Source organism: Buchnera aphidicola (Aphis nasturtii) (assembly GCF_005083345.1).
GTDB classification, from domain to species: Bacteria; Pseudomonadota; Gammaproteobacteria; order Enterobacterales; family Enterobacteriaceae; genus Buchnera; species Buchnera aphidicola_R.
On sequence record NZ_CP034888.1, the window covers coordinates 180,110 to 200,071 of the forward strand.

17 protein-coding genes are annotated in these 19,962 nt (G+C 25.1%); 8 read left to right on the plus strand and 9 right to left on the minus strand.

Features of this window, described 5'->3' with window-relative positions; all coding sequences use genetic code 11:
- Positions 1-183: 183 nt before the first annotated feature.
- Positions 184-1,131, minus strand: coding sequence for a ribose-phosphate pyrophosphokinase (locus D9V63_RS00855; protein WP_158368527.1), 948 nt, complete (start codon positions 1,129-1,131; stop codon positions 184-186).
- A 22-nt stretch (positions 1,132-1,153) separates the two neighbouring features.
- Complete coding sequence (gene ispE / locus D9V63_RS00860) at positions 1,154-2,050, minus strand: 4-(cytidine 5'-diphospho)-2-C-methyl-D-erythritol kinase (RefSeq protein ID WP_158368529.1); 897 nt, start codon at positions 2,048-2,050, stop codon at positions 1,154-1,156.
- A gap of 190 nt (positions 2,051-2,240) precedes the next feature.
- Between ispE and prfA the strand changes: the two genes are divergently transcribed.
- From prfA to sirB1, 3 genes are all read left to right on the plus strand, one after another.
- Positions 2,241-3,326, plus strand: coding sequence for a peptide chain release factor 1 (gene prfA, locus D9V63_RS00865; RefSeq protein ID WP_158368531.1), 1,086 nt, complete (start codon positions 2,241-2,243; stop codon positions 3,324-3,326).
- Positions 3,323-4,150 carry a peptide chain release factor N(5)-glutamine methyltransferase gene (gene prmC / locus D9V63_RS00870; RefSeq protein WP_158368533.1) on the plus strand — a complete coding sequence of 276 codons (828 nt, stop codon included), beginning with the start codon at positions 3,323-3,325 and terminating at the stop codon, positions 4,148-4,150. Before prfA ends, prmC begins: the two co-directional genes overlap by 4 nt.
- A gap of 124 nt (positions 4,151-4,274) precedes the next feature.
- Positions 4,275-5,084, plus strand: a complete 810-nt coding sequence (gene sirB1, locus D9V63_RS00875) for an invasion regulator SirB1 (RefSeq protein WP_158368534.1) — start codon at positions 4,275-4,277, stop codon at positions 5,082-5,084.
- 8 nt (positions 5,085-5,092) lie between these two features.
- On the opposite strand, the gene nadE is transcribed toward sirB1, so the two are convergent.
- Complete coding sequence (gene nadE, locus D9V63_RS00880) at positions 5,093-5,899, minus strand: ammonia-dependent NAD(+) synthetase (RefSeq protein ID WP_158368536.1); 807 nt, start codon at positions 5,897-5,899, stop codon at positions 5,093-5,095.
- A gap of 168 nt (positions 5,900-6,067) precedes the next feature.
- Here nadE and D9V63_RS00885 point away from each other — a divergent pair, with 168 nt between their 5' ends.
- Both D9V63_RS00885 and pta read left to right on the plus strand, forming a co-directional pair.
- A complete protein-coding gene (locus tag D9V63_RS00885) occupies positions 6,068-7,276 on the plus strand; it encodes an acetate kinase (protein ID WP_158368538.1) in 1,209 nt (402 codons plus the stop codon).
- Positions 7,277-7,316: 40 nt separating this feature from the next.
- Positions 7,317-9,446: a phosphate acetyltransferase gene (gene pta, locus D9V63_RS00890; protein ID WP_158368540.1), complete on the plus strand. Its 2,130-nt coding sequence runs from the start codon at positions 7,317-7,319 to the stop codon at positions 9,444-9,446.
- Positions 9,447-9,456: 10 nt separating this feature from the next.
- Here the strand turns inward: pta and yfaE are convergent, their stop codons facing one another.
- From yfaE to gyrA, 4 genes are all read right to left on the minus strand, one after another.
- Positions 9,457-9,717 (minus strand): class I ribonucleotide reductase maintenance protein YfaE, encoded by a 261-nt coding sequence (gene yfaE, locus D9V63_RS00895; RefSeq protein ID WP_158368542.1) that lies wholly within the window; start codon positions 9,715-9,717, stop codon positions 9,457-9,459.
- 1 nt (position 9,718) lies between these two features.
- Positions 9,719-10,849 carry a class Ia ribonucleoside-diphosphate reductase subunit beta gene (nrdB, locus tag D9V63_RS00900; protein ID WP_158368544.1) on the minus strand — a complete coding sequence of 377 codons (1,131 nt, stop codon included), beginning with the start codon at positions 10,847-10,849 and terminating at the stop codon, positions 9,719-9,721.
- A gap of 42 nt (positions 10,850-10,891) precedes the next feature.
- The gene (nrdA, locus tag D9V63_RS00905; RefSeq protein WP_158368546.1) at positions 10,892-13,180 is read right to left on the minus strand and encodes a class 1a ribonucleoside-diphosphate reductase subunit alpha; all 2,289 of its coding nucleotides are present in this window, start codon (positions 13,178-13,180) and stop codon (positions 10,892-10,894) included.
- Positions 13,181-13,285: 105 nt separating this feature from the next.
- The gene (gene gyrA, locus D9V63_RS00910) at positions 13,286-15,796 is read right to left on the minus strand and encodes a DNA topoisomerase (ATP-hydrolyzing) subunit A (protein ID WP_158368548.1); all 2,511 of its coding nucleotides are present in this window, start codon (positions 15,794-15,796) and stop codon (positions 13,286-13,288) included.
- Positions 15,797-16,049: 253 nt separating this feature from the next.
- Between gyrA and D9V63_RS00915 the strand changes: the two genes are divergently transcribed.
- Positions 16,050-16,781: a DUF2076 domain-containing protein gene (locus tag D9V63_RS00915; RefSeq protein ID WP_158368550.1), complete on the plus strand. Its 732-nt coding sequence runs from the start codon at positions 16,050-16,052 to the stop codon at positions 16,779-16,781.
- Between the two features lie 96 nt (positions 16,782-16,877).
- Here D9V63_RS00915 and D9V63_RS00920 read toward each other — a convergent pair whose 3' ends face one another.
- Positions 16,878-17,474 (minus strand): peroxiredoxin, encoded by a 597-nt coding sequence (locus D9V63_RS00920; protein WP_158368552.1) that lies wholly within the window; start codon positions 17,472-17,474, stop codon positions 16,878-16,880.
- A gap of 150 nt (positions 17,475-17,624) precedes the next feature.
- Here D9V63_RS00920 and ung point away from each other — a divergent pair, with 150 nt between their 5' ends.
- The gene (ung, locus tag D9V63_RS00925; RefSeq protein WP_261979540.1) at positions 17,625-18,224 is read left to right on the plus strand and encodes a uracil-DNA glycosylase; all 600 of its coding nucleotides are present in this window, start codon (positions 17,625-17,627) and stop codon (positions 18,222-18,224) included.
- Positions 18,225-18,317: 93 nt separating this feature from the next.
- On the opposite strand, the gene D9V63_RS00930 is transcribed toward ung, so the two are convergent.
- Entirely contained in the window at positions 18,318-18,893 is a 576-nt protein-coding gene (locus tag D9V63_RS00930; protein ID WP_158368555.1) for a nucleotide exchange factor GrpE, read from the minus strand.
- A gap of 114 nt (positions 18,894-19,007) precedes the next feature.
- Between D9V63_RS00930 and nadK the strand changes: the two genes are divergently transcribed.
- Positions 19,008-19,886: an NAD(+) kinase gene (nadK, locus tag D9V63_RS00935; RefSeq protein WP_158368557.1), complete on the plus strand. Its 879-nt coding sequence runs from the start codon at positions 19,008-19,010 to the stop codon at positions 19,884-19,886.
- The last annotated feature ends 76 nt before the right edge of the window (positions 19,887-19,962 follow it).

Sequence of the window (19,962 nt, forward strand, 5' to 3'; positions counted from 1 at the left end):
TTTTTTATACTAATTTGTGTTAAACAATGTAGTAATACTGTTTATTTAATTTTATTAAATAAATCTTTTTTTATTAATTTATTTTTTGTAATAATTTTAAATTATAAATTCTGATATTTAATTATTTTTTAAAAATACTAAGCACATTATTTTTAAAGATATAGTGTGCTTAGAATGAATTTTTTAATGTTCAAACATTGCAGAAATAGATTCTTCGTTACTAATTCGTCTTATAGCTTCTGCTAACATTCCAGCTAATGTTAGAGTTCGTACGTTTGGCAATAACCTAATTTTTTCTTGTAATGGTATAGTATCACAAACAACGACTTCATCAATGACAGAGCATTTTAAATTTTCCGGCGCTTTACCTGAAAAAATAGGATGTGTAGCATATGCGAACACTCTTTTTGCTCCTCTTTCTTTAAGGGCTTCTGCAGCTTTACAAAGTGTTCCTCCAGTATCAATCATATCATCAACCAAAATACAATCTCGATTTGCAACATCTCCAATAATATTCATAACTTGAGAAATATTAGGACGAGGTCTTCTTTTATCTATAATTGCCATATCAGTATCATAAAGAAGCTTTGCAATTGCCCTAGCTCTAATAACACCTCCAATATCAGGTGATACAACGATGGGATTTTTTAATTCTCTTTGTAACATATCTTCTAAGAGAATTAAACTACCGAATACATTATCTACAGGTACATCAAAAAAACCTTGAATTTGTTCAGCATGTAAATCTACTGTTAATACACGATCTACTCCGATACTAGATAAAAAGTCAGCTACAACTTTAGCTGTAATTGGAACACGTGCGGATCTTACACGCCTGTCTTGACGTGAATATCCAAAATATGGAATTACTGCAGTAATTCTGCCAGCTGAAGCTCTTCTTAGAGCATCTATCATTACAACAAGTTCCATAATATTATCATTGGTAGGAGAACAAGTTGATTGTATGATAAAGACATCACTTCCTCTAACGTTTTCATTAATTTGAACACTAATTTCGCCATCACTAAATCGTCCTACAGATGCATTTCCTAAATTTATATAAAGTCGATGAGCAATAAATTTTGCTAGTTTTGGAATAGAATTTCCAGCAAATAATTTCATATCTGGCATAAAAAACCTTGTTTTTTATTTTTTATTTTAATATTGATTTTGAATTCAAAATATGAGTATTTCTTTTATAAAAAACTTGATGTAATGAAGAAGTATTAACACCTTTAGCAATAAATCCTTTTACGTTCTGAGGAAGTAAAGAAAATATTTTTTGTGCAGATGTTTTATCATCAAATTCTGAAAAAACACAGGATCCTGTTCCAGTTATTCGAGTAGGCGCATAAAGAGATAGTACAGAAAGTAATGTTTTTATTTTTTTGAATTTATTACTTACTATATCTTCAAAATCGTTACTAAATCGAGATTTTAAAAGTAATTTTATTGGTTTTTTTTGACTTGTACTCTTAAGTAAAGAATTAGAAAATATACTTTTTGTTAAAATATGAATTTTAGGATAGACGACTAGATACCATTTTTCTTTTCTTTGAATAGGATGTAATATTTCGCCTATTCCTTCAACAATAGATGTTTTACCCATAATAAATGCTGGAACATCTGATCCTATTTTAAGACTAAATTTTGCTAATTCTTCTAACGTAAATTGTGTTTTCCATAGTTCATTTAATACAATTAATACTGTTGCAGCATTAGATGAACCGCCTCCCAGTCCACTTCCCATAGGTATTTTTTTGTTTAAAAATATTCTTGCTCCAAGAGTATTACAATTTGTTTTTGCATATAGCAGTGCTTTTGATTTTAACAACTTTGCTGCTCTAATAATAGTATTTTCTGTTGTTAAAATTAGTTTTTTCGCAGTAAATAATTCAATATTTCCAGTATTATTTACAATTATTTTTAATGTATCGCCATAATTAAGAAATTGAAATAAACTTTGGATGTAATGGTAATTATCTGAACGAACACCCGTAACGTATAAAAATAAGTTAATTTTTGCAGGAGAAGGCCATATATATGTCATTTTGTATTTATTTTTAAAAAATTATTTTTATGTTAATATTTATTAAAATTATACTGAAAATTATTAAAAATGATATAATCATTTTAATTGGAAGATTTTAATTTTTCATCATTAGAAAGATATTATTTTATTTCAAGTATATAAATATTATTTGAGTTGTTTTATTGGATTTGAAAAAGGATGATATTGTATGAATCCCTCTATTATTAATAAATTAAAATCTTTGAAATATCGTTGTCAAGAAATTGAAGTGCTACTTACTCAAAAAGATACTATATCGGATCAGAACAAGTTGAGAATCTTATCTCAAGAATATTTAAAACTTTCTGAAATCGTTAAATATTTTATTGAATGGGAAAAAATAGAACGTGATATTAAAAATGTTCATTCTTTATTTGATGATAGAGAATTCTATGATATAGCAAAAGAAGAATATCATATACTTAAACAACAAAAAAAAAAAATAGAGAGACAAATTCAAAGATTATTATTACCTGAAGACCCTAATGATCGGCATAGTTGTTTAATAGAAATTCGAGCAGCTACAGGTGGGGATGAATCGTCTATTTTCGCAGGTCAATTATGTAGAATGTATATAAGATATGCAGAAAGTCATATGTGGAAAACAAAAATTATGAGTTCCAGTGAAAATGAAAAAGGAGGATTTAAGGAAATTATCGTTAAAATTACAGGAAAAGGTGCTTCTGGTCGATTAAAATTTGAATCAGGAGGACATCGTGTACAGCGAGTTCCAGAAACTGAGTCACAAGGAAGAGTTCATACCTCCACTTGTACTATTGCTGTAATGCCTGTTCTTCCTAAAACAGAAAAAGAAGAAATTATTCTATCTGATTTAAAAATTGATACATTTCGTTCTTCTGGAGCGGGCGGTCAACACGTAAATACTACTGATTCAGCAATTAGAATTACTCATCTTCCTACTGGATGTGTAGTAGAATGCCAGGATGAAAGATCACAACATAAAAATAAAGCAAAAGCTTTATCTATTTTGTCTGCTCGCTTATATGCTTCAAAATTAGAAAAAAGCCAACAGGAAAATTCTTCTACGAGACGAATCTTATTAGGAAGTGGTGCAAGATCAGATAAAAACAGAACATATAATTTTCCTCAAAATAGAATTACAGATCATAGAATTAATTTAACTATATATAAATTAGACGAAGTATTGGAGGGAAAATTAGATTTTCTTATTAAACCAATAACCCAAGAATATCAAGCAGATATGCTGGCTTCTTTATGTAAGCTTAAAACATGAAAATATATCAATGGTTAAAACAAACAATTAAAAAATTTTCTCATTTTGAACATCCTCAATATGAAGCGGAAATATTATTAAGTTATGCATTAAAACGTTCGCGTTCTTGGATTATAGCTTTTGATAGAATAGAATTAAATGAATTTAATCAAAAAATATTAAAAAATCTTGTTCATCGTCGGTCACGAGGCGAACCCATGGCTTATATATTAGGAAAAAAAGATTTTTGGTCTTTATCTTTACGTGTATCTCCAGATACTTTGATTCCTAGGCCTGATACAGAAATTTTAGTTGAACAAGTATTATCTAAAATTGATAATAATCAAATGCATATTCTTGATTTAGGAACTGGTTGTGGAGCTATCGCGTTAGCACTTGCAAGTGTTTGTTCAAGTTTCAAGATTATGGCTGTTGACAATTCAAAGAAAGCCATTAAAATAGCTAAAACAAATGCATTAGAATTGCAGTTAAACAATATTACTTTTTTTTATAGTAACTGGTTCTCACATATACATAATAAATTTAATATTATTGTGAGTAATCCTCCATATATTAGTTTAAAAGAAATGAAAATTTTTAAAAAAAATCTTGTTTTTGAACCAGTTAATGCATTGTTGTCAGAAAATAATGGATTAAAAGATATTGAATTAATTATACAGAAAGCAAAAAGTTACTTGTTTCATAAAGGTTGGCTTTTTATTGAACATGGATGGAAACAAAAATTAAAAGTGCAATTTTTATTTAAAAAATATAATTTTTTTAGCATAAAATCTTATAAAGATTATGGAGGTAATGATCGTGTTACTATTGGTCAAAAAAAATAGTGATATTTTTTAGAAAGTTATATAAAAATTTTGAATCTAAAAATATAATTAAATATTTTTTTATTGAAATATTTTAAAAATCAATTTTAATTTCTTTATTACCTATAAATATTAATACAATAATATGAAATCTTTTTCAAAAAATAATTTATCTAAGTTATCATTATTTGATTCTATTATAGCTGCATCTCATTTTATTCGAAAAGATTTTCCTACAGATGCTGTAATTTTAGACATGCGAAATAAAATTCAAGAAGCAAAATCTTATGTTTTATCTGAAATAGAGCCAAATAAAAAGCTAAAAAAATTATTAAATTTATTTTATAAAAAATGGAATTTTGGAAGTGCAAGCGGTATTTATAAAATTTCAGATGTATTATGGATTGATAATGTTCTAAAAACTAAACATGGAACTGCAGTATCTTTAGGTGTACTTTTATTACATATTGCAACAGAATTACAATTACCATTAAATCCTGTAGCATTCCCTACACAATTAATATTAAGAGCTGATTGGTCAGATAAAAAAAAGTGGCTCATTAATCCATTTAACGGCGATATATTAGATCAACATACATTAGAAGTATGGTTAAAAGGAAATATTAGTCCAACAGCTGAGTTATATGAAAATGATTTATATCAAGCTGAATCTATTACTGTTTTTCGAAAAATGCTAAATACTTTAAAGTCAGCTTTAATGGAAGAAAAAAATATGGAATTAGCGTTGAATGTTAGTAATGTTCTTCTACAAATAGATCCTAATGATCCATATGAAATTCGTGATAGAGGGTTAATTTATGCCAACTTAGACTGCAATCATATTGCCTTGAAGGATTTACTGTATTTCGTTGAAAATTGCCCAGAAGATCCTATTAGCGAAATAATTAAAGTTCAAATACATGCAATTGAACAAAAAAAAATGATATTGCATTAATATAAAATTTATCCGATAGTAATGATACTTCTTTTATGCTGCGTACTGAAATAAAGTTTTTCAATTATTTTCTTGTCTAATGTATTGATTTGTTTACCTTCTAAATAGGAATCAATTATATTATATTTAACACCTAGAGAAATTTCATCTGGTTTTTGTGGATTATTATCTTCGAGATCTGCTGTCGGTGTTTTAAGGTATAAATTTTTAGGACAATGTAATTCTTTTAGTAACAATTGCACTTGTCTTTTATTAAGTTGAGATATAAGATTAATATCTGTTCCATGATCTCCATGTTTAGTAAAAAAACCTGTAATTATTTCTACTGCATTTCCTGTTCCTATAACTATTCCATTGTACATTGCAGCGATGCTATATTGTACTTTCATTCTTTCTCTTGCTTTTTCATTGCCTTTAACATAATCTGAAATTTTTATTCCTGCTGTATTTAATGATAATTCACTGCTTAAAACAGCTTTTTTTATATTGATTGTAAAAATTTTATCTGGATTGATGAAATTAATTACTTTTTTACAATCTTCTTCGTCTTTTTGAATACCATATGGTAATCTTAATGCGATAAATTGATAAGATGAATTTTTTTTTTCCTTACGTAATTGATCAATTGTTATTTGGCATAATTTTCCTGTTAATGTCGAATCTTGACCTCCACTAATAGCTACAATTAAAGATTTTAAATGAATATTTTGAAGCAAATATTTTTTTAAGTGTATAATACGATTTTTAATTTCTATTTTTGGTATAATTATTGGTTTTACATTTACTAGTTTAATAATTTTTTTTTGTAATATCATGTTGTATTTAGCTTTAAATTAATAAAAATGTTATAAAAATATTTATTTTTTAATAGATTATCTTGTTTAAAATTAATGATTATATTATATATTAAAATTAATAATTTTTAAAATATGTATTAAAAAATTATTTTTACTTTTTAGAATTTAATAAAACATCGGTAAAAAATATTGAATAATTTAATTTTTGTACTAAATTGTGGTAGTTCTTCTATAAAATTTTCTATATTAAATCCACAAAATAAAAAAAAGTATTTATCTGGTTTAGTAGAATGTTTATTTTTAAAAAAAACATATATTAAATGGGAGTATTCAGGAGTAAAATATAAAAAATATATAGGTTCTTATATATCTCATGAACATGCTTTAAATTTTATTTTAAATCAAGTTTTGTCAAAAGAACAGAATTTATATAATAATATTATTGGAATAGGACATAGAGTAGTTCATGGTGGAAATAAAATAAATCAATCTGTTTTAATTAATGATGAAATTATAAGTTTTATCGAACAAGCTATTCCTTTTGCTCCATTACATAATCCTGCAAATTTAATAGGAATTAAAATAGCTATAGAAAAATTTCCTGTTTTATCAAATAAAAATATAGCAGTTTTTGATACTTCTTTTTATCAGAAAATGCCTAAAACTTCATTTTTATATGCTATTCCTTATATTTTTTATAAGAAATATCATATTCGACGTTATGGAGCTCATGGAATTAGTCATGATTATGTATCACATGAAGCATCTATTATATTAAATAAAAATTTTAGTTCATTAAATGTTATAACATGTCATTTAGGTAATGGATGTTCTGTTGCTGCTATCCGAAATGGAGTTTGTGTAGATACCTCTATGGGTTTAACACCTTTAGAAGGTTTAGTAATGGGTACTCGAAGTGGCGACATAGATCCTTCTATTATTTTCTTTATGCATCAAAAAATTGGTATAAGTATTGATCAAATTAATACAATACTAAGTAAGGAATCTGGCTTATTAGGATTAAGTGGAATCAGTAGTGACTTTCGTTATCTCGAAAAAAATTACTCTTCTAATAAGGACGTAAGATTATCTGTAGATATTTTTTGTCATCGGTTATCTAAATACATTGCTTCTTATATTTGTTTGATGGATAAACATTTAGATGCAGTTGTATTTACTGGCGGAATTGGTGAAAATGTATCATTGATTAGACAAATCACTTTATCAAAATTGCATTTAATAGGTGTAAAAATTGATATAGAAAAAAATATGTTAATTAAAAATGGAAAAGTAGGATTAATTAGCAAAAATAATTCTATTCCAGTTTTAGTTATTCCGACAGACGAAGAGTTATTAATAGCAAAAAAAACAATGAAAATAATTAGTTCAATATAATTATTTATGAGTTTTAACATTTTAAGATAATAAGAATATTATGCGACGTATTATAATGTTAGTGCCTTTAAATGAAAATGTTAGTTTAACAACTATTACTTTGAGTTTAATTGATTTAATTAGTAAAAAAATAAAAAATAATTGTTTTAAATCTTTTTTTTATTTTTCTCTCATAGATAATTCAATAGATCAAACTAAATTTATTATTAATAAATATTTTTTAAATCATATCGTGACCTTAAAAAATATAGATTTTTCAAATCAATATTTTAATTCTGATAAATATCACATACTTATTAATCAAGTTATAGAACAATGTAATACAAAACAAGATGTTAATGGATTGATCTTGATTCAAGGTATAAATAGAAAGGAGCATCCTGATTTTAATAAAATAAATTATGAAATCTCTCAAAATGTAAATGCTGAAGTAATATTTTTAGAAAATTTAAAAGAATATTCTTTAGAATATATTAATAAAAAAGAGAATGAAATAAAAGTATTTTTAAAATATAATAAATATAAAAAAGTTTTAGGTTTTATTTTTAATAATATAAATTCTCCTTTTTTAGAAAAACAATATGATTTTATAGAAAAATTAAATATTTTATATAATTTAAAACAAAATAAAACTTCTTTCAACATTAAAAAAAATATTTTTTTTAAAGACAAATTTTTTTCTATATTAGCTTTGATTCCTTGGAATAAAAACTTATTAAAGCCATCTATAATAGAAATTTGTCATTTTCTAGATGCAAAAATTATTAGCATGAATAATAAAAATAATTCTATTGTTAAAAACATAATAATATTTGATGAAAATTATAAAAAAATAACAATAAAAAATTATAATAATTCTTTATTTTTAATTTGTTTCAGTCGTTTAGAAACGTTTATAACTGATTTATTGCTTAAATTAAAAACAAATAAAATTAGTGGTATTCTTTTAACAGGTGTATCTAAACTTACAAAAAGAATTTTATATTTAGTGAATTTTTTAAAAGATATTAATATTCCTATTTTTTTTATTAATACAAATACAATAACAACTCTTTCTCGATTGCAAAAATTTAATTTTCATATTAATTTCTACGATAAATTATATATTCATAAAATATTAAAATATACTTCTAGTTATTTTAACAATATTAATTTAAGTTTTGTTCAAGATGAGATAGTTAATTATGATAAAAAATATTCACCTAAAGAATTTTGTTATCATTTAAAAACATTATCAAAAAAAAATATAAAAAAAATTATACTTCCTGAATCATATGAACCTCGTATATTAAAAGCGGCTTTAATTTCTAATGATTTAGGAATTGCAGACTGTATCTTGTTAGGTAATGAAAAAAAAATTTTTGAAATAGCTAGTGATCATGGGATTGATTTAAGTAAAAATATTCAAATAATAAATCCTGATGCTGTACGAAAAAACTATATTTCAAGATTGTTAGAGTTAAGAAAAAATAAAGGCATAACTGAATTTTCTGCAATAAAACAATTACAAGATAACATTATGCTAGCTACATTAATATTAGAATCTCATCAAGTTGATGGATTAGTGTCTGGATCAATAAATACAACAGCTAATACTATACGTCCAGCATTACAAATTATTAAAACGAATCCTATTTATTCTTTAGTTTCTTCGATATTTTTTATGTTGTTTCCTGAAGAAGTATTTATTTATGGAGATTGCGCAATTAATGTAGATCCAACAGCAGAAGAATTAGCAGAAATTGCAATTCAATCCGCTAATTCAGCTAAAATCTTTGGTATAGAGCCACGTATAGCAATGTTATCCTATTCTAGCGGGTATTCTGGGTATGGTTTACAAGTAGAAAAAGTTAGAAATGCAACTTCTATTATAAAATTAAAACAACCTAGTTTAGTTGTTGAAGGCCCTATTCAATATGATGCAGCTATTTCGAAAAAAATTTCTAAATTAAAAACTCCAAATTCATCTCTGGAAGGATCCGCAAATATTTTTATTTTTCCAGATTTAAACTCTGGAAACATAACTTATAAAGCAGTACAACGTTCTTTAGGTCTAATTTGTATTGGACCTATGTTACAAGGACTAAAAAAACCAGTAAACGATTTATCAAGAGGCGCATCAATTGAAGATATTGTTTATACTATTGCTTTAACTGCAATTCAAGCGTAGTTTATTTAAATTATATTTTAATTATAATATCTCCTTCTGGTTTGCAACAGCATGGAAAAATTTCATTTTTTTTAAATAAAGCAGCTATAGGCTGTTTTATTGAGTAAATGATTTTACCTTTTATTATTTGTATACGACATGTCCCACAATATCCAGATTTACATTGATATCCTATATGTATGTTGTGTTTTTTTAAGATAGATAACAGTGAAGTATGCTTTTTATAAATAATTGTTTTTGTATTTAATATTTCAATGATGGAATAGTTCATTTTATAATTTAAATTTTTTAAATTCTTGATTAGATACCTTAGAATCAATTTGACCTACTAAGTAAGAGCTAATTTCAGTTTCTTGAGGAGCATTTTGTATATAATCTGAATTTAACCAAGAATCAATCCAAGGAATAGGATTTGATTTTTTTTCAAAAGGTATTTTTAAACCTATTGCATCCATTCTAATGTTAGTAATATATTCTATGTACTGACATAATATATCTTTATTTAAACCTAGCATTGAACCGTCTTGAAACAAATATTCTGCCCATTTTTTTTCTTGTTCTGCAGCTGATATAAAAATTTGAGTGGCTATTCCTTTGCATTCTTCAACAATATTATTCATGTTTTCATTATTTTTTTTATTACCTAAAAGGTATAAAATATGTTGAGTACCAGTTAAATGTAACGCTTCATCTCTTGCAATTAATCTAATAATTTTTGCATTTCCTTCCATAATTTCTCTTTCTGCAAAAGCAAACGAACAAGCGAAGCTAACATAAAACCTAATAGCTTCCAAAACATTAACACTGATTAAGCATAGATATAATTTTTTCTTTAATAAATTTAAATTAACATAAATTTTTTTTTCATTAATAATATGGTGTCCTTCTCCTAATAAATGCCAATAACTAGTCATATTAATTAGATCATCATAGTAAGTAGAAATATCTTTTGCTCTTTCATTAATATTTTTATTAGTTATAATATCATCAAAAATAATTGATGGGTTATTTATTATATTTCTAATTATATGAGTATAAGAACGCGAATGAATTGTTTCTGAAAATGACCATGTTTCAATCCATGTTTCTAATTCAGGAATAGATATAATAGGTAAAAAAGCAATGTTTGGACTTCTCCCTTGAATTGAGTCAAGTAATGTTTGATATTTTAAATTGCTAATAAAAATATGCTTTTCGTGCGAAGGAAGATTTTGAAAATCTATTTGATCTTGTGATAAATCTATTTCTTCTGGCCTCCAGAAAAACGAAAGTTGTTTTTCAATTAACTTTTCAAAAATATTATATTTTTGTTGATCATATCGAGCTATGTTTACAGGTTGCCCAAAAAACATAGGTTCTATCAGTTGATTGTTTTTTTTCTTAGAAAATGTTGTATAAGACACTTTTTTATACCTAAAATAAATTTTTATATTTTATATTTTTTATTATATAATACAAGAACCACTTGTACAATTATCTTCGTTATTTGTTTCAGATTGATAAAATTTATAATTATCTTCAGCTCCATCTCTAGTATTTTGGTAATATAAAGTTTTAATTCCTAATTTATACGCTATAAGTAAATCATGTAATAGTTGTTTCATAGGTATTTTTTCATTTATAAAGCGTTTTGGATCGTAATTAGTATTAACAGAGATAGACTGATCAATAAATTTTTGCATAATTGCCACGAGTTCTAAATATCCAGTATTATTTGGGATATTCCAAAGCAATTCATATTGTGATTTTAATTTTTTATATTCTGGTACTACTTGCTTTAACATTCCATCTTTTGAGGCTTTTATACTTATAAACCCTCTTGGTGGTTCGATACCATTAGTAGCATTAGAGATTTGAGAAGATGTTTCTGAAGGCATTAAGGCAGATAAAGTAGAGTTTCTTAAACCATACTTTTTAATTTTTTTTCGTAGCACATTCCAGTTTAAGTGTAATGGTTCATTACATATTATATCTATATCTTTTTTGTATGTATCTATTGGCAATTTACCTAAGTAATAATTGGTTTGATGAAATAATACACATGATCCCTTTTCTTTAGCTAGCTCACAAGAAGCTTGTAACAAATAATATTGTATTGCTTCAAAAGTTTTATGTGTTAAACTTTTTGCGCTACCATCAGAATAGCGAACTTTGTTTTTAGCTAAATAATATGCGAAATTAATAACCCCAATACCTAAGGAACGTCTTGCAATAGAAGAATTTTTTGCCGATATTATTGGATAATTTTGATATTCTAATATTTCATCTAATGCTCTTACAGATAAAATAGATAATTCTTCAAGCTCTTTTAAGTCTTTAATTAAACCTAAATTTAAAGCTGATAATGTACAAAGTGCTATTTCTCCATTTTGATCATAAATATCATTTAATGGTTTTGTGGGTAATGTAATTTCTAGACATAAATTAGATTGTTTTATTGGGGCTAATTTAGGATTAAATGAACTATGCGAATTACAATGATCTACATTTTGTATATAAATACGTCCAGTAGAAGTTCTTTCCTGCATAATTAAAGAAAACAAATCAACTGCTTTAATATTTTTTTTCCTTACAGTTTTATTTTTTTCATATTGAATATATATTGCTTTAAATTTTTTTTGGTCAGAAAAGAAAGTTTCATATAACTCTGGTACATCAGAAGGACTAAATAATGTAATATTTTTTCCTAATAACATTCTTTGGTACATTAATTTATTGATTTGAACAGCGTAATCAAGATGGCGAACTCTATTTTCTTCGATACCTCTATTATTTTTTAAAACTAATAAATTTTCAATTTCAAGATGCCATATAGGATAAAACACTGTCGCTGCACCTCCTCTAACACCTCCTTGTGAACAAGATTTTACAGCGCTTTGAAAATGTTTATAAAAAGGAATACATCCTGTGTGAAATGCTTCTCCATTTCGAATTGGACTTCCTAATGCTCTAATTTGACCAGCATTAATCCCAATTCCTGCCCTTTGTGAAACATATTTGACAATGCAACTCGTTGTTGCATTAATAGAGTTTAAATTATCTGCACATTCAATTAAAACACAAGAGCTAAATTGACGAGTTGGAGTTCTTACACCTGACATTATTGGTGTGGGTAATGAAATTTTAAAAGTAGAAATAGCATTGTAAAAGCGTTGAATATAATTCATACGAATATTTTTAGGGTATTTAGAAAATAAACATGCAGATATTAAAATATATAAAAATTGTGCGCTTTCGTAAATTTTTCCAGTGATACGATTTTGTAATAAATATTTTCCTTCTAATTGTTTTACAGCTGCATAAGAGAAATTCATATCACGACAGTGATCAATAAAAGAATTCATTAATACATATTCTTCAAAAGAATAGTCTTTTAGTAAATTTTTATCATATTTTCCTAAATTGACTAATTTTTTTACATGATTGTATAGTATTGGTGGTTCAAATTGACCGTAAGCTTTTTTTCTAAGATGAAAAATAGCAAGTCTAGCAGCCATATATTGATAGTCAGGTGTATCTTGAGATATTAAATCTGCTGCTGCTTTAATAATTGTTTCATGTATATTAACAGTTGTTATATTATTATAAAATTGGATACGTGAGCGCAACTCTACTTGAGAGACAGATACATCTTCTAATCCTTTAGCTGCCCAATTTAAAACTTTATGAATTTTATCTAAGTTGATTTTTTCTTTTTTTCCATTTCGTTTAGTCACAAATAGACTATTTTTCATATTTACTTAACCTGTTTCAAAAACATAATTTTATATAAAAATTTTTGAATTTTAAAAATATTACTTTTTTATAATATAAATTATAAATATATTTCATTATATCGTTTATATAATGGGCTCAACAATTCTTTGCAAAGCAACAACTTTTTCATTTTTTGATGTTCGTATTAAAATCACACCCTGTGTATTTCTTTTTAAAACTCCTATTTCAGAAACTCTAATTCTAACTAATGTTCCTGCATTAGTAATCATCATAATTTGGTCTTTTTCTACTACTTGTATAGCTCCAATAATTTGTCCTTTTTTTTTCGTTATTTTTATTGAAATAACTCCTTGTGTTGCACGTGATTTAATTGGAAAATCAGAGATTTTTGTACGTTTTCCGTATCCGTTATTAGTTGCTATTAAAATACTTGATTTTTCGTGCGGAACAATTAATGAAACTACTTTGTCATTTTTCAAGATTTTTATACCCTTTACCCCAGAGGCTGTTCTACCCATAGCTCTAACACTATTTTCTGAAAATTGAACTACTTTTCCATTTTGTGTAAATAACATAATATTATTATTTCCATTAGTTAATGCTACTCCAATTAATTCATCATTAGTTCTTAAATTAATAGCTATGATTCCAGTAGATCTAGGTTTTTGGAAATTTTTTAAAGAACTTTTTTTTACTACACCTTGAGCGGTAGCCATAAAGATATTGAGATTATCTTTATATTCGTGGACAGGCAAAATAGCTGTAATTCTTTCTTTATTATTTAATGGCAATAAATTTACTATAGGTCTACCTTTTGCATGTCTGCTGGATTCTGGTAAATGATATACTTTCATCCAATATAAAATACCTCGACTAGAAAAACATAAGATAGTATCATGTGTATTTGCAATTACTAAACTTTGTATAAAATCTTCTTCTTTAATTTTTGCAGCTGATTTTCCTTTCCCCCCTCTTTTTTGTGCATTATAATCAGAAATAGGTTGGTATTTTACATATCCTGAATGAGATAATGTAACTACTACATCTTCTTGATTAATTAAATCTTCAATATTAATATCATTATGATGTTCAGTTATTTCTGTTTTTCTTTGATCATTAAAATTGTTTTGTATTAGTAATAGTTCTGTTTTGATAACTGCAAGCATACGATGTGGATGTTTTAATATTTCTTCAAGTTCTATAATTTTTTTTATTAAATTATTATGCTCCAAAATAATTTTATCTTGTTCTAAATTAGTTAATCTTTGTAATTTTAAATCTAAAATTGATTGTACTTGTTTTTCGCTAAAGTAGTAATAATTGTTTTTTTGATTTGTTTTTTTTGTTTCTATAGTATTTAGGATATTATTTTTTATACTTTTATTTATCCATTTTTTTTCTATAATAAGTTTTTTTGCTTCTATTGAATTTTTAGCTTGTTTTATTAAATTAATAATCAAATGAATATTCATTAAAGCAACGTTTAGTCCTTCAAGAATATGAGTACGTTGCATTGTTTTTTTTAGCTCAAAAATACTACGACGTGTTACAATTTCTTTTCTATGTGATATAAAATGTTTTATTATTTCTTTTAAAGATAAAGTTTTTGGTTGTCCTCGATATAATGCAACCATGTTTATTCCAAAAGATACTTGTAGTTGAGTAAGAGCGTATAATTGATTTAAAATGATTTCTGATAAAGTTTCTTTTTTAATTTCAATTACAATTCTCATTCCGTCTTTATCAGATTCATCACGTAAAGCTGTAATCCCATCAATTTTTTTATCTTTTACTAATTCTGCTATTTTTTCTATTAAACGTGATTTATTGACTTGATAAGGAATTTCATAAAAAACAATACTTTCTTTATTATTTTTTTTATTTTTTTCAATTTTATTACGTGCGCGAATATAAATTTTTCCTTTTCCAGTACGATATGCTTCTTCAATTCCTTTTTTTCCATTAATAATTCCTGCGGTTGGAAAATCTGGACCTGGAATATACTTTATCAATTCTGTTAAGGTAATATCTTTGTTATCTATATATGCTAAACATCCATTGATTACTTCATATAAATTATGAGGAGGAATATTCGTTGCCATTCCAACAGCTATTCCAGATGATCCATTGATCAAAAGATTTGGTATTTTAGATGGTAATATTTCAGGAATATATTCAGTTCCATCATAATTAGGGATGAATTCAACGGTATTTTTTTCCAGGTCAGCTAATAACTCATGAGCAATCTTAGACATGCGAATTTCTGTGTATCGCATTGCTGCAGCGGCATCTCCATCTACTGATCCAAAATTTCCTTGACCATCTATCAACATATATCTTAATGAAAAATTTTGAGCCATACGAACTATTGAATCATAAACTGCAGAATCACCATGTGGATGATATTTTCCTATTACATCACCTACTATTCTAGCAGATTTTTTATATGATTTATTCCAATCATTATTTAATATATACATTGCAAACAGTATTCTTCGATGCACTGGTTTTAAACCATCTCGAACATCAGGTAAAGCTCTTCCAACTATAACAGACATGGCATAGTCTAAATAAGAACTTTTTAATTCCTCTTCAATATTAACTTGTATGATTTCTCGTGCAAGTTCTTTCATAGTAACTATTTTCTCTTTTAAAATTAATAAAATTAAGTAAAAATTATAACATAATTAATATATTGGATGCATTGAAAGAAATAAATTCTATGTTTAAAACGTTTTCATTTAGTTCAATGATAGTTAAAAACATTTTTATATTGTTTATTTTAAATGAAAGTATTAAAATAATAGCTTATTAAAATTATTTTATTAATGTTTATCAATATTAAAAATAATATTTTTTAATTATAATTAAATATGAGATTTTTTTATGAAAGATGAAGAAAAAAAATTAATAGAAAATTTATTTTATCGTTTAAAAAACACTGAGTTAAATTCTTCTGAACGAGATGTTGAAGCGAATATTTTAATTCAAGATTTAGTAAAAAAGCAACCATATTCTTCTTATTACATGACACAAACAATATTAATCCAAGAAACTGCAATAAAAAAATTAAGTTTGAAAGTTGAAGAATTAAATAAGAAAATATCAAATTTAAACTTAAATACAACAACTAAAAAATCAAGTTTTTTATCTAATTTTTTTAAAAAAGAGCCAATTTCTCCAGAAATATCTAATAATTCTTGGAAAAGTAATCAAAATGTTTCAGGATCATATCATCCCTTACCAACATCTTCTTCAACTATTAGTAGCAGCGCAGGTAGTAGTAATGGTTTTCTTAAAAACGCTTTACAAACAGCAACTGGCGTAGCAGGAGGGATGATTCTGGGTAATATGTTAATGAATGTTTTTAATCATAGCAAACCTGAAGAAGAGGTTTTTGATACTATTAATGAATCTTCTATATCTAACATAGAAGGAAATGAATTTTATACAAATAATGAACATGATTTAGTTGACTATAGCGATAAAAGTGATTTTGATGTTTCTGATAGTACATCTAATTTTAATGATGAATATATCGATAATGAAATAAGTAATACAAATAATATCAGTGATGTTAGTGATATGAGTGATGTAAATGATGATAATTTTATTTAATTTTTAACATATTTTTATAGAAAGAATGATGTTGTATTTAATAATTTAAATAAAGCCAGCATATTTTTTTGCTGACTTTAAAATATAAAGAAATTTTTAAGAAAAATGTTTATCTAAATATGAAGAAATTCCTTTTAAAGAAGTAGTTATCCCATCTTTTCCTGGTTCCCAATTTGCAGGGCATACTTCTCCATATTTATTATGAAATTCTAAAGCATCTATCATTCGTATTATTTCATTTATATTACGTCCGAATGGGAGATCATTAACAACTTGATGACGTATTATCCAATGTTCATCAATTAAAAATGAAGCTCTTAAAGCTATGTTCAATTCTGGGTGTTCAATCTCGTAAGATTTTTGAATTTCATGTTTTGTATCGGATATCATTGGAAACTTAATTTTTCCGATTCCTCCATTTTTAGGAGCAGTATTTTGCCATGCTTGATGAACAAAAACACTATCAACAGATACACCTACAATTTTTACATTTCGTTTATGAAATTCTTCATAAGCTTTATTAAATTCCATAATTTCAGAAGGACATACAAAAGTAAAATCCATCGGCCAAAAAAATAATATTGTTGATTGACCATTAGAATATTTTTTAAAATCAAAAGTATTTGTAATTTCACCGTTACTTAAAATTGCTGGAGCTATAAAATTTGGAGCTTTTTTTGTTACTAAAACCATTTTTCTCTCCTTTTATTTTGAAATAAAATTAAATTTATACTTTTTAAAAAATATTTTATTTAATTAATTTAAAAAAGAGTTTCTTATGAATACTAGTTTAACTTGGAAAGATATTTTATCTCAAGAAAAAAAAAATATTTTTTTAATATGATGAATTATATTAAAAAAGAACGTTTAAAAAAATTAATATATCCTCCTTCAAAAGATATATTTAATGCTTTTTTATTCACTTCTTTTGATAAAATTAAAGTGGTTATTATTGGGCAAGATCCTTATTTTTCAAATGATCAAGCGCATGGATTAGCATTTTCAGTTCCAAGAAATAAAAATATACCACCTTCTTTAAAAAATATATATAAAGAATTAAATAATGATTTTAAAAAAAATTATATATTTAATCATGGTTGTCTTGAAAATTGGGCTAAACAAGGCGTTTTTTTATTAAATACTATTTTAACTGTTGAATCAGGAAAACCAAAATCTCATAATAATATAGGATGGGAAATATTTACTAATCAAGTAATTTATTACATTAGTCAATATAAAAAATCTATTATTTTTTTACTCTGGGGTAACGATGCTCAAAAAAAATGTAATTTAATTGATATTAATAAGCATTATATTTTAAAATCATCTCATCCATCTCCATTATCAGCTTCTCGAGGTTTTTTTGGATGTAAACATTTTTCTAAAACTAATAAAATATTAATTAAATGTAAAAAAACAGAAATTAATTGGTTTAGTATTTGAATAAATATGTAAAAATAGAAAAAATTTTTTAAATTTTTTCTATTTTTTTGTGTTCAGTAATATTAATACTTGATAAGTAAAAACATAATTTTTTTAAATTTTAGAGATTGTTACTAATGCTTTTCGAAGCACGATGTTATTAAAGCTCAAACCTATTCGTTGTATTGAAATAACATGATCAGGTTGTATTTCTGTTGAATTTTCGGTTAATATAACATTGTGAATTTTTGGATTAAAAATTTCGTTTTTTCTACCTTCTATTTTTACTCCAAATTGATAGATTATTTTAAATAAAGACTCTAATATTAATTGAATACCTTGTATTAATGGTTCTTTATCTAAATTTAATTTTTTAGATAAAGATAAAGTATCTTCTAATATGTTAATAATAGGAATGATTTTTTTAAAAAATTCTTCTTTTTTTATATTTTTTATATTTTTTATTTCTATTTCAGCATTTTTTTTAATATTTTCTATATATGCTAAGTGTCTTAATTGTATATCATGTATTTTTTTTTGATTTTTTGATAATTTTTCTTTTAATTCATTTAATTGATTTATATCAATATTTTTAATCTTAGTATTATCATTTGTGTTTTCTGCGACTTCTGTTTTTATATCTTTTTTTTCAATATTTTTGCTTTTTGGTTGTTTGTCTTCAGTATCCATAATATCACCGTTTTAAACATTACTGATTAGTTAAATATAGATTTATTGATATGTTTTTTAAGTTAATTCATGTATTAATTAAATATATATATATTCATTAGGGATTTTAATGCAATGAAGCAATATTTTAATTGTATCGGTATTGTTGGACGTCCTCGTCATTCTAATGCATTAATAACACATGAGATACTTTATAAATGGTTAACGAAAAAAGGTTATAAAGTTTTTATTGAATATAATATTTCCAAAAAATTAAAGTTAAAAAATCCAAAAACTGCTACATTAATAGAAATTGGTCAACTTTGCGATTTAGCTATAGTAATCGGTGGAGATGGAAACTTATTATGTACAGCTCGAATTTTATCATATTTTAACATTAAAATCATTGGTGTTAATCGAGGTAATTTAGGTTTTTTAACAGATTTGAATTCTGATAATCTATTTAAAAAATTATTAGAAGTTTTATCTGGAAACTATTTTATAGAACATCGTTTTTTATTAGATGTAAAAATTTATAAGAAAAAAAAGCTTTATAAATCTAGTATAGCTGTGAATGAAGTTGTTTTACATCCTAAACATGTAGCTCATATGATAGAATTTGAAGTTTATATTGATGAAAAATTTGCTTTTTCACAACGCTCGGATGGATTAATTATTTCAACTCCCACTGGTTCAACGGGTTATTCACTTTCTGCAGGAGGACCGATTATAGAAACTTCTTTAGAAGCTATATTACTAATACCTATGTTTCCTCATACTTTATTAGCCCGACCATTAGTAATTAGAAGTGATAGTGTAATTTGTTTAAAATTTTCTAATTCAGAAAAAAGTTTAAAAATTAGTTGCGATAGTCAAATAGTTTTTCCTATTAATAAAAATGAATGTGTTTTACTTCAAAAAAGTAACTATTATTTAAGTCTTGTTCACCCTAAAAGCTATAACTATTTTGAAACTTTAACTTCGAAATTAAATTGGTCTAAAAAATTTTTTTAAAAAATTAAATCAAATTTTCAGATTGTATATTTTATAACAGCATTACTGTGAAAATTATTGTTAACAATATTTTTAT